Source organism: Saccharibacillus kuerlensis DSM 22868 (assembly GCF_000378145.1).
Classification (GTDB): Bacteria; Bacillota; Bacilli; order Paenibacillales; family Paenibacillaceae; genus Saccharibacillus; species Saccharibacillus kuerlensis.
In genome coordinates this window covers 1-12,209 of the sequence record NZ_KB899294.1, presented here as the reverse complement: position 1 = coordinate 12,209, position 12,209 = coordinate 1, and the positions used below count along the sequence as shown (strand labels likewise).

The following is a 12,209-nucleotide window of genomic DNA, read 5'->3' as shown; positions in this document are numbered from 1 at the left end:
GCTTATTCCCTAACAACCTGCTTCCGATACTTACTCCTCAATCCGCACCGCCGATTCGCATCCAGTCTGGAGGATATCTACTTGAACTACAAGAAAAGACAGCTTTCGGGATTTGGCTCCGTATTTATTATCATGCTTGTGACAGCGGCTCTGTCCGCCGTTTTTCTCTACTTTATTGAACAATCGTCCGATGCCGGTATCGAAGAACGCTATCGTACGGCTCGCCTTATGCTCTGGAGTATTGGAATCCTTGCTCCCGTGCTGCTTGCTGCCGCGATTCTGCTGATGCGGCGAACGATTCGCGGTACGACAAATAAACTTAAAAACATAACCGGAGTTATGCGCAGCGCCGATTTTAATACTTCCGAAAATCTCCCCCGTCTGAATTCGGACAGCGAAGATGAAATCGGCAATATTGCACTTTCCTTCAATGAAATGGCCATTTCGCTGGAAAGTCATAATCGCAGATCGCGCGAGCTTAAGGAAGAACTTGAAGAGCATACATGGATTCAGACGGCGCTGGCCGAATCGTCGGCTCTCTATCAAAATATCGGTTCGATGGAGCAGCTTGCTGCAACGTTCCTGCGCAAGATTGTTCCGTTGAGCGGAGCTGCTTACGCCGTCTTCTACTCGCGCCGAGGCGAAGATGAACTAGTGCGAATCGCCTCCTATTCCGATTATGCCGCCGAGTCGTCGGTCGATACGTTCAAAATAGGTCAAGGACTGGTAGGACGAGCCGCGCTCAGCGGTGAATCGGTTCTGCTTGAAGATCTGCCCGAACATTATCTGCGCATCACTTCCGGATTGGGGGAGGCGGCGCCGCGCAGCTTGTTCATCGTTCCCGTTCAATTCGAACAGCGGGTCGAAGCTGTCGTAGAATTCGCCTCGTTAACAACCTTCACTCCTGTACAGCGGCGGCTGGTCGAGCAGCTGATGAACACGCTTGGCATCGCAATCAATGCTGTCACCGGACGTATGCAGGTGGACAGTCTGCTTCGCGATTCCCAGCTTTCTGCAGAAGAGCTGCAGAGTCAGACCGAAGAATTGCAGGCTCAATCGGAAGAACTGCGTACCCAACAGGAGACGCTGCGCACAGCCAACCGTGAACTGGAAAAAACGAACCTGCAGGTCGAAGAGAAGAACCGACTGCTCGAAGTTGTGCAGCAGGAGCTGATTCGAAGCGCACAGTTCCAGACCGAGTTTCTGGCCAATATGTCGCATGAACTGCGTACACCGCTGAACAGCATTTTGATCTTATCGCAAATCCTGTCCGAGAAGGACAATGAGACACTGACACAGCAGGAGAAAGAATACGCCGCCACGATCTACCGTTCGGGACATGATCTGCTGGGATTGATTGACGATATTCTGGATTTGGCAAAAGCGGAAGCCGGGAAAATGGAAGTGACCGCCGAACCGTATAATCTGACAGAACTTTCGCAGAGTATGAAAGGTCTGTTTGACGAAATTGCGCGAAAAAAAGGCATTCGCTTCGACACAATCTTCGAGCCGGATACGCTTGAACTGCTGTGGACCGATGGCCGCCGTCTTGAGCAAATTGTGAAAAATCTGCTGTCCAATGCAATCAAGTTTACTACGCAGGGTTCCGTCACGCTTCGTATTGCATCCGCAGACCTGCCGAATTCATCGAACGGCGAAGCCGGAGTGAAGATCGAAGTGGCGGATACAGGTATCGGCATCTCCGATGACAAAAAAGATCTGATCTTCGAAGCTTTCCTCCAAGCGGACGGGGCGACAGAACGACGTTATGGCGGTACCGGCTTGGGCTTGTCTATCTGCCGCGAATTTTCGCGTCTGTTGGGCGGAAGTATCGGACTGGAAAGCGCATCCGGACATGGCAGTGTGTTCACTCTGTATCTTCCATCCGACCTGCGGCATGTACATCAGCCTGATGCTGAAGCGACAACCGCTCTTCCTGAACCTTCAACTTCCCTGGCTTCCAACCTGCATCTCCCTCGGGAGCAGGAAGGCGACCGAAAACTGTTCGAAGGTCGGCGTCTGCTGCTTGTCGACGATGATGCGCGCAATATTTATGCAATCTCGGTCGCTCTGGAGAGCAAAGGCGCCGAGGTCGGCATTGCCGAGAACGGGCGCGAAGCGCTTGATGTACTTGAGCGCGATCCCGCTTACGATCTGGTACTGATGGATATCATGATGCCGCTTATGGATGGCTATGAAACGATGAAAGCGATCCGGGCAAAACCGGAGTTTGGCGCGCTGCCGATTATCGTTCTAACGGCCAAAGCCATGAAAGACGAACGCGAAATGTGCCTGGAAGCGGGCGCTTCTGATTACATCAGCAAACCGCTGAATATCGAAAAGCTGTTCTCGCTTATGCGGGTATGGTTAGCCCGATAAATACTCGAATCGTATGAGACCGGGCGCTTGTCTTATACTGAAAAGGTCGGCTGATACCGAAAGGTTGGCTGATACCGTTGTACCGCTCTAGGGGCTGTACGCAAACCTATTTCAGCCAGATCCGAAAAATCTATTGAAGGTGTAAGAGGGAAAAAGAAAAATAAGTGCGCCTATACACTTATTTTTCTCGAATTTTTAACTTTCGCTGGAATAAGTGCTCTCATACACTTATTTCAGCGTTTTTGCGTTTCTAACTGTACTTTCACGTGAAATAGCTGCACCTGCGCACTTATTATGCGATTTGGCGAGCTTTTGCGAAAAATAAGTGCATGTGAGCACTTATTGAGCTTTACGTTGAATTTTGTTTATCGAATTTTATTAGACACTTCTTATTTAGACACGTCTTGTTAGACACTTCTTATTTAGACACGTCTTGTTAGTCACTTCTTAATTAAACGCATCTTGTTGGACGCATCCTATTTATCTTTATCGTTTCCCGTTAGACGAATCTTATTCATCATTTCTTGTTCAACGCATCCCATTACGACGTGTACGCGAACCAATAATCGACTTCGCATTTACGTGCATCGGCTTCATTTAAATCTTTAAATCGGATCGCTCTTCCAAACATAACTCAACTTTCGGTTGAACCCGTCCAAAACTCGAATACGCCTCTATTGTTTGCAAACCGCCTTGTTCCTTAAAATAAGAATCAGACAAGCAAACATCCGAAGGAGCGACCAAAATGAAAGAGCAGTTGGCAAGAAACATCCATAATTATCGCAAGGAAAAAGGCATGACCCAAGAAGAGCTGGCTCAGGCAGTCGGCGTATCTTTCCAAGCCGTGTCAAAGTGGGAAAATGCTCAAAGCCTGCCCGATATCGCTCTGCTTCCGCAGTTGGCTCGAACGCTGGAAACCGGAATAGACAGACTGTTCGGGTATGCTTCATTCGACAGATCCGTTACCATCTATGAACAGGAATATCGGAACTCTGGTTATTACTGGGGTACCGAGCCCAATTCAGCTTGTTACGAAGTATTGAAACGAATACCGCCCGTGCGTCCTCTTAAACTGCTGGATGTCGGCTGCGGCGAAGGCAAGGATGCCGTCTTTTTTGCCCGCAACGGCTATCACGTTACTGCGTTTGATGTGGCCGATGCCGGAATCGAGAAAACAAAACGTCTTGCCGAGCAGGCACGCGTGCATGTCGAAGTGTTCAAAGCGGACATTCTGGATCACCGTTTGGACGAGCATTTCGACATTGTTTTTTCAAGCGGGGTCCTGCATTACATCAGACCGGAACTGCGCAGCGAAATCTTCGAAAACTACAAGGCATTCACAAATGCCGGTGGGCTGCATGTGTTGAACGTATTTGTGGAGAAGCCTTTTATCGCTCCGCCGCCTGAAGACGAGCCGTATGCTTATTCTTGGCATTCCGGCGAGCTGGCCCGGCATTATCATGACTGGCTGCTGGCAGACAGCTCGGAGATCGTATTCGACTGTATGTCTTCCGGAATTCCTCATCGTCATGCGATGAGCAAGCTGATCGCGCAGAAGCCGGATTCGTCGAGCTGACCGGAAGCGAAAAAAAGCGCGGCTTCATTTAGAAGCCGCGCTCAGGCTGTCGATAAAGTCCTATGCACCGAACAGCCGCAGAGGCTCCGAAGGGAATTCGTTCCGGTCGCGTGTTGAAATCGGGAAAACTGGCTGCTTTTACTTCAACCCCATGACTTCCAGTCCGTAAATCCGCGCCGCCGTGTCGCCGCCCTGAGTCGGCTTCTCCACAACAAGCTGTACATATCGAGCGGATGTCAGCGGAATCGCATGCCTGCTCAGCCCGGCCGCATTGTCCGTCACCTGTACGGCATCGGTCCAGTTCTCGCCGTCTTCACTGATTCGCAGCGTGAACGCTCTCGTATTGAACGCCGCCGGTTCTCCGCCTCCCGGAACAGCAAATGCTTTCCCAAATAGGACTCTTTTTCTCTTTTTTTTGCAAATATCGGTTTGAAAAACGGACATGACCTGCTTATAATGGCCTTAACGATCCCCTAAGATCGACTCCGTTTGCAGAAGAACCCGGCATGCCTCCCCATAGTGGCGAGTACCCCCGGCCCTTCTTGACCCCACTCGCCTCCGACCGTTTGACGATTCGTCCAACTACCCAAAGGAGGTCTTTTTCCTGTGTTTTTAACCGAATCCAAACTGCGCTCCCGTCTGCATGAACTGTCCGATTACCGTTACCGTGACCGCATGCCCATTCCTTTTTTCCATTCCCTTGAAGATGCCCGTAAAGAGATCAATCCCGAAATCCCTTCGTCTGCGGACTATACCGGCACGCTGAAGATCGGCGAGAGCTGGAGCGGACGCGACCTGTACTTGTGGCTCTACGCCGAAATGAATATCCCTGCCGAATGGTCCGGACGCCGCATTCTCGGCCGCTTCGATCTGGGCGAGACCGGCGGCGGCAACAATTCCGGCTTCGAGTCTCTCTTCTATCTGCATGGCCAACCTTATCAAGGCGTCGACTCCAACCATCTCGAAGTCTTTTTCAACGAAGATCCGGCCGGGACGACACTTCCGCTGACGCTTCGCCTGTGGTCCGGTCTTGAAGGCGGCGGCGTGCAGCAGAATCAGACTCACGGCATCCGGATTGCGGAAGTCTGCTGGCTCGATGAACCTGCCGACGATTATTATCACACGCTGCTGGCGGTATCCGAGACGGTCGAAGTGCTGGACCCCAACCTTCCGGAACGTTCCCAACTGCTTAAAGCTGCGGACCGCTCGCTGCTGCTTATCGACTGGAGCTCGCCAGGTTCGGACGCCTTCTACGAATCGCTGCGCGAAGCGCGCGACTCTCTCTCGAACGCTATCGACCGTATGGACAAGCATTCGGCGGTCGAGATCACAGCGATCGGGCATACGCATATCGACGTAGCTTGGCTGTGGCGGCTCAAACATACCCGTGAAAAGACCGCCCGTTCCTTCTCGACAGTCATGCGTCTGATGGAGCTGTTTCCCGAGTATACGTTTCTGCAGACGCAGCCCCAGCTCTACGATTACGTAAAAACCGATTATCCCGAACTATACGAGGATATCAAAGCAAGAGCCGCTGAAGGACGTTGGGAAGCCAGCGGTGCCATGTGGCTGGAAGCCGACTGCAACCTGACATCCGGCGAATCGTTGGTGCGGCAGATTCTCGTCGGAACAAAATTTTACCGGGAAGAGTTCGGTGCGGAATGCGATTACCTCTGGCTTCCGGACGTGTTCGGCTACAGTTGGGCGCTGCCGCAGATTCTGAAAAAGTCCGGCATTCACACGTTCATGACGACCAAGATCAGCTGGAATCAGTACAACCGAATGCCGCACGATACGTTTATGTGGCGCGGGATGGACGGAACAGAGATTCTGACCCACTTTATAACGACGACGGAACCGTGGTCCGAGCCGGGTTCCTGGTTCTACACGTATAACGGCAATATTATGCCCAAGACGGTCAAAGGCAGCTGGGACGCCTACCGCGACAAGGAAATGAACCAGAAGCTGCTGTTCTCCTACGGCTACGGCGACGGAGGCGGCGGGGTCAACCGGAACATGCTGGAGATGCGCAGACGGATCGACCGCATGCCTGGGCTGCCAAAAATGAAAACCGGTACAGCCGGCGACTACTTCCGAAAGCTGCGCGAAACGGTGGAAAAGACCGACAGCTACGTACATACGTGGGACGGCGAGCTGTACCTCGAATATCACCGCGGAACGTACACAAGTCAGGCTTACAACAAACGCATGAACCGAAAACTTGAACTTCTGTACCGGGAAAGCGAATGGTTGAACGCATTGAATGCGGTCCTCTCCGGCGATTGGAACCAATATGCAAAAAAAGAACTGGACGAAGGCTGGAAGATTATTCTGCGCAACCAGTTCCATGACATTATCCCGGGCTCGTCGATTCGCGAAGTCTACGAGGACAGCACGATTGAGTACGCTGAAGCCGAACAATTGGGCCTGAAAGCTCGAAGCGGAGCGGAACAAGGTCTACTGACAGGCAGCGCAGACGGCTCTTCTTCGCAGGCAGTGCGGCGCTTCACGGTCTGGAATTCTTCGCCGTGGGCGGAGACCGGAATCGTCGAGATCTCGGCAGCGGGCAGTGCCGTGAATGAAACGGACAGCATCGCGAACGCAGGCGGTGTATGGAAAAATCATCTCGGCGAAACGCTTCGCGCCCAACTGTCGGACGGCGTTTGGCTTGTAGAAGCGACAGACGTTCCTTCGCTGGGTTATGCGGAGCTGACATTCGAGCCGGGCGGTGCAGCGGATCACGCCGATCTGCCGGCGGACACCGGCTTATCCGGAGCGGCAGTGGCGCAAGCGGCGGCACAAAGGTCAGACAGCGAGATCAATGAAGCCAATAAGGTCAATGAAGCGAGCGAAGCCAGTAAAGCCAACGATTCACATCCAGCTTCCTTGATCGAAAACCCTGTGTCTTCTCACTCCGTCTTCACTCTGCGCGAGAATGGTGTCGACACTCCATTCTATGAACTGGACTGGAATGAGCAGGGTCAGCTTACACGCATCTACGACCGCAGGGCGGATCGCGAAGTGCTGGCACACGGACAGCGCGGCAACGTGTTCCAACTGTTCGAAGACAAACCGCTGGCGCATGAAGCGTGGGACGTCGATATTTTCTATCAGCAGAAATCTTGGGAATTGGACAACCTGACCAGCGTGTCTGTGAAGGAGAACGGAATACTGCGCTGCGTGATCGCCTTCGTCTGGGAAACGGCAGCATCGCGGATTGAACAGCAGATGATCGTCTACGCATCCGACCGCAGGATCGACTTCAAGACCAAAGCCGACTGGCACGAACGCCGCGTACTGCTGAAAGCTGCTTTTCCGGTACATGTGCGTGCTACGGAAGCGACGTACGATGTTCAGTACGGCAACGTCAAGCGTCCGACCCACTGGAACACGAGTTGGGACATGGCGCGGTTCGAGACCGTCGGCCATCAATGGGCCGATCTGTCGGACAAAGGCTACGGCGTCAGCCTGCTGAACGACTGCAAGTACGGCTACGACATTAAGGATCACGTGATGCGCCTGTCGCTGATCAAGTGCGCTCAGCATCCGGACACGGAAGCCGACCAAGGAGCGCACGAATTTACGTATTCGCTGCTGCCGCATGAAGGAGACTGGCTGCTTGGCGGTACCGTTCGCAGCGCTTGGGCCCTGAACAATCCGTTCCGTGTGTCGGAAGGCGCTCCGGAACGGTCGGCTCTGTCCATGTTCCGTTTGTCAGTCAGCACCGGCGTGGGCACGGCCTGGCGGCACAGCGGCGTCATCGCCGAGCATACGAACGCAGCGAACTTCAGCACAGAGCGCATGCAAGCAGCAGGCGGTGAACAACATGGCGGTGCCGAGCGCAGCAGGGCAGTGGTTGGTGTATTCGGCGGTGCAGTTGGCGCGTTCGACGCTGCCAAGAACCTCACAGCCATGATCTCGGCTGTAAAGCGCTCGGAGGACGGCGAATTCGTCGTTCTGCGCGTACACGATTTCTCCGGAAGCCGGCAGAAATTGACGCTGGAGAGCGATCTGAGCATCGCTTCATGGCAGGCATGCAATCTGATGGAACAGCCGGAAGGCGAACGCTGGCAGGAACCACAGATTGACTTCGTGCTGGAGCCTTATGAGATCCGTACGTTCCTGATCGATCTGCGCGCATAATCGTTCGGGAAATTGCAGCCCGGGTCCTTATCTCTGATCTATATCCGGCTTCATATTTCGGTTCCGTATACCGAAAGGGGATTTCCTTTTGAACGCCAACGACTTGAACACTAACGAGTTGAACATCAACGATTTGAACGCCAATGACTCCAATATTAACGGTTTAAATACCGACAACAAGCGGCATGCAGCCGGTACCGACGAGGAAAAACTGTGTCTGCTGCAGACGCTCGAAGCAACGGATGCCGACACCGGCTTTATGCACGAAGGTTTTCACGCCGACGATCCGTCCAAGTTTACTCGTCCGTGGTTTGCCTGGGCCAATAGTTTATTCAGCGAATTGGTCACCGGATTGATTCGATCAGGCAAGCTGTGAGGCAGGATCGAAATCGGGCTTAATCCAAATATCTGAAGAAGCGGCACGAGCCGAACAAGCCGCATAAGCTCCATAAGCTCCATAAGCTCCATAAGCTCCATAAGCTCCATCGATTCTGACACGATTCTTCAGATTCCGAAAGCGATTCGTCAGACTCCGGGCGCGACTCATCTCTCTATGAACGAAAGTCACTTTTTCACCTTATCCGCCTTTCAAGATCTGTCATTAAACCCGTCTTTCAAAATCCTTTATTCAAAATCCGTCATTCGAGCAGCTTGAGGAGGCCTTTTATGAACCGCCAAACCGCCTATCTGATCTCGCATACCCATTGGGACCGCGAGTGGTATCTGCCTTACGAACGCCATCATATGCGCCTGATCGAACTGATGGACACGCTGCTGGACACTTTGGAACAGAACCCGGATTACCGCAGTTTCCATCTTGATGGACAGACGATCATTATAGAAGACTACCTGCAGGTGCGCCCCGACAACCGCGAACGACTGGAAAAGCTGATCCGTGACGGGCGCATTGCGATTGGACCCTGGTATGTGCTGCAGGACGAGTTTCTGACAAGCGCCGAAGCGAACGTACGCAATCTGCTGATCGGACATCAGGATGCGGCCCGCTATGGCAGTATTTCCAAGCTGGGTTACTTCCCCGACTCGTTCGGCAATATGGGGCAGGCACCGCAAATGCTGGTACAAGCTGATATCGATACGGCAGTATTCGGTCGCGGCGTAAAGCCGACCGGCTTTGCCAACGCCGTCTACGAATCGGATACCTACGAATCACCGTATTCCGAAATGCATTGGCGCTCGCCGGACGGCTCATCCGTAAATGGCGTGCTGTTCGCCAATTGGTACAGCAACGGCATGGAAGTGCCAATCGATATCAATGCCGCCCGCGAGTACTGGACCGCCAAGCTGGCGGATGCATCCAAATACGCTTCTACACCGCATCTGCTGTTTATGAACGGCTGCGACCATCAGCCGGTCCAGACCGATCTGCCGGAGGCTTTGGAGACGGCACGCAGTCTCTTTCCTGACACAGACTTTAAGCATGTGAGCTTCGACGAGTATCTCGAGGCGCTGCGTCCGGCGCTGCCGGACAATCTCGTAACCGTCGACGGCGAGCTGCGAAGCCAGCGCACTGACGGTTGGGGTACGCTCGTCAATACAGCGTCGGCGCGCATGTATCTCAAGCAGATGAATCAGCAGGGCCAGACCCTGCTGGAACGCGGCGCAGAGCCGCTCGCCCTGCTCGCCCATCTGGCGGGCGGCCGGAAATATCCGCACCACGAGCTGACATACGCGTGGAAAACGCTTATGCAGAATCACCCGCACGACAGCATCTGCGGCTGCAGCGTGGACGAAGTGCACCGCGAAATGGTTACGCGGTTCGAGAAGAGCCGGCATACGGCTGAAGCGATCGTCGACGCCAGCCTGCAGGCGCTGACGCGGCGTATCGACACAGCGAACGCGCCGGGCTGGGACGCGAACGCCGTGCCGTTCGCGGTGTTCAATACGACAGGCTGGACGCGGAGCGGCGTCGTGACGGTCGAGCTGGACATTGCGAGGCTCGGCTTCGGCGAGCGGCCTTCAATTGCCGAAATCACGGCCGAGCTTCAACAGATCGAATTGGAATCTGGCCGCTGCGGCGGGCCGGGAAGCGGCGAATCGGGCGGAGCCGGATCAGGACGCGTACTCGACAGCCGCGGCCGGGAAGTGTATGCCGAGCTGGAAGACCTCGGCGTGCACTTCGGCTACGAGCTGCCGGACGACCGTTTCCGGCAGCCTTATATGGCGCGCAGGGTTCGGCTGACCCTGGAAGCGCGGGAAATAGCGCCGCTCGGTTATGCGGCGTATGCCTGGCTGCCGGCGTCCGGGGCCGGCTTGAGCGTCCAGGAAGGCCGGATCGGCAGTCCCGAAGCCGCAGTTGGCGGCGAAAGAGCTTCGGACGGCTCCGGAGCGGATGGCTCACCGACCGGCACTGCGCCAGATGCCTTCATCGAAGCCGTGCAGCCGCAGAGCGGCCGGGCCAAGCAGGAAGGCGAATTGGCAGCCGCAGCTCCGGGCTCGGCAGCCGACAGCATCAGTTCGGCCGCTTCCCGCTCTGCTGCCGGCACCGTCGGCTTCAATGTTTCCGCGGAATCGGCAGATCATGCGCAGTCTTTGCCGCATGTTTCGGCGGACAATGTCTCCTCTCTCCGCGTCCATGAGCGCGGCATGGCAAACGATTACGTCGCCGTCGAATTCCGGACGGACGGCTCGTACGACCTGACGGACAAAATCACGGGCCGGACTTATTCCGGACTCGGCGTTTACGAAGACTGCGGCGACGTCGGCAACGAATACGTCTTCCGCCAGCCGGAAGGCGAGACGGCTCTGACGACCGCCGGACTGGAAGCTTCAATCTCAGTGGTTGAATCTTCGCCGGTACGCGTCGTGTTCGAGATCATACACGACTGGCAGATTCCGGCCGGTATGGAGAAGAAGTTCGAAGAAGAAAAGCGGTTCCTCGTCCCGTTCACTGAACGCAAATCGCAGCGCGTCTCTTCTCTCGTGCCGCTGCGCATTGTAACGAGGATGACGCTGGAACGGGAATCCAAAGGCCCGACGATCACGGCTTCCTTCGACAATCAGGCGTTCGATCACCGGCTGCGCGTCCTATTTCCGAGCGGCTTGAAAGCGGATCGCCATCTCGCTGATTCGATCTTCGAAGCGGCCGAACGAGATACAAAGCCTGCGCCGGAGTGGATCAATCCGAGCAATGCGCAGCATCAGCACGCTTTTGTCGGCGTTTCGGATGGATCTTTCGGCCTGACCGCTGCTAACAAAGGGCTTAACGAATACGAAGTGCTGCAGGATGACGCGGGCACCCTTGCCGTCACGCTGCTCCGCTCATCGTCTGAACTAGGCGACTGGGGCGTCTTCCCGACGCCGGAGGCGCAGTGTCTCGGCCCGCATACGGCCGAGTTTGCTCTTTTCCCCCATGCCGGAAATACGATTGAATCCGGCACTTACGCCGAAGCTTATCAATATCAAACGCCGTGGTTTGTTACGCAGACCAGCATGCAGAAAGGCCCGCTTCCGGCGTCCGGACAGCTGTTGGAGTGGAGCGGCGACAGTCTCGCCTTCTCCGCCGCCAAGCTGTCCGAGGAGTACGGAGACGTCGTGCTCCGCTGGTACAACCTATCGCAGGCACCCTCAGACTTTGTGCTGCGGCTGAATTTCCCGCATGCGGCCATGTACGAGAGCGATATTCTGGAACGCCGCCGCGAAATGCTGCCAAACGCAGACGGAGAAGACGGCGAACGGACAACAAAAGAGCAGGAAGGAGCGACTTCCCTCTTCTCCTCCGATTCCGCAGAACAAAATCTCTTCCCTGACGCCGAGGCCAAGCCGTCTCGGAAGGGCGTGCTGCGTACTGAAGTTGGGCCTACCAAAATCGTGACTTATGCAGTAAGTTTGAGTTTCAACGAACGGAAATAACCAATTACACTAGGGCATGTACGCAAACTTATCAACTTTTTCGAATAGAAGATACTTTCAACGCCCAAATCCGGTTTCCAAATTTAAATGAAGCCACTGAACGTAAAATACGAAGCCGATCATTGGTTCGCGTATATGCCGGAATGGGACGCGTCTCATAAGATTTCATCCATAAGATTCAACGTAAAGCCCAATAAGTGCCCATATGCAATTATTTTTCGCAAAAGCTCGCCAAATCGTA

At 54.5% G+C, this 12,209-nt stretch carries 5 protein-coding genes and 1 pseudogene; 5 read left to right on the top strand and 1 reads right to left on the bottom strand.

Annotation, left to right across the window (positions count from 1 at the left end; translation table 11 throughout):
• The first annotated feature begins 81 nt into the window (after window positions 1-81).
• Window positions 82-2,379, top strand: coding sequence for an ATP-binding protein (locus tag F456_RS22800; RefSeq protein WP_018978016.1), 2,298 nt, complete (start codon window positions 82-84; stop codon window positions 2,377-2,379).
• A gap of 745 nt (window positions 2,380-3,124) precedes the next feature.
• Entirely contained in the window at window positions 3,125-3,955 is an 831-nt protein-coding gene (locus tag F456_RS0115765) for a methyltransferase domain-containing protein (RefSeq protein WP_018978015.1), read from the top strand.
• Window positions 3,956-4,093: 138 nt separating this feature from the next.
• On the opposite strand, the gene F456_RS0115760 is transcribed toward F456_RS0115765, so the two are convergent.
• Window positions 4,094-4,399 (bottom strand): discoidin domain-containing protein, encoded by a 306-nt coding sequence (locus F456_RS0115760; protein ID WP_018978014.1) that lies wholly within the window; start codon window positions 4,397-4,399, stop codon window positions 4,094-4,096.
• A gap of 162 nt (window positions 4,400-4,561) precedes the next feature.
• On the opposite strand from F456_RS0115760, the gene F456_RS0115755 reads away from it, so the two are divergent.
• The 3 genes and pseudogenes from F456_RS0115755 (at window position 4,562) to F456_RS23720 (ending at window position 11,968) form a co-directional block, all read left to right on the top strand.
• On the top strand, window positions 4,562-8,098 hold the full coding sequence (locus F456_RS0115755; RefSeq protein WP_018978013.1) for an alpha-mannosidase: 3,537 nt from the start codon (window positions 4,562-4,564) through the stop codon (window positions 8,096-8,098).
• A 190-nt stretch (window positions 8,099-8,288) separates the two neighbouring features.
• Window positions 8,289-8,474, top strand: a pseudogene (locus F456_RS24870) (glycoside hydrolase family 125 protein); the annotation flags it as partial.
• A gap of 290 nt (window positions 8,475-8,764) precedes the next feature.
• The gene (locus F456_RS23720; RefSeq protein ID WP_018978010.1) at window positions 8,765-11,968 is read left to right on the top strand and encodes an alpha-mannosidase; all 3,204 of its coding nucleotides are present in this window, start codon (window positions 8,765-8,767) and stop codon (window positions 11,966-11,968) included.
• The last annotated feature ends 241 nt before the right edge of the window (window positions 11,969-12,209 follow it).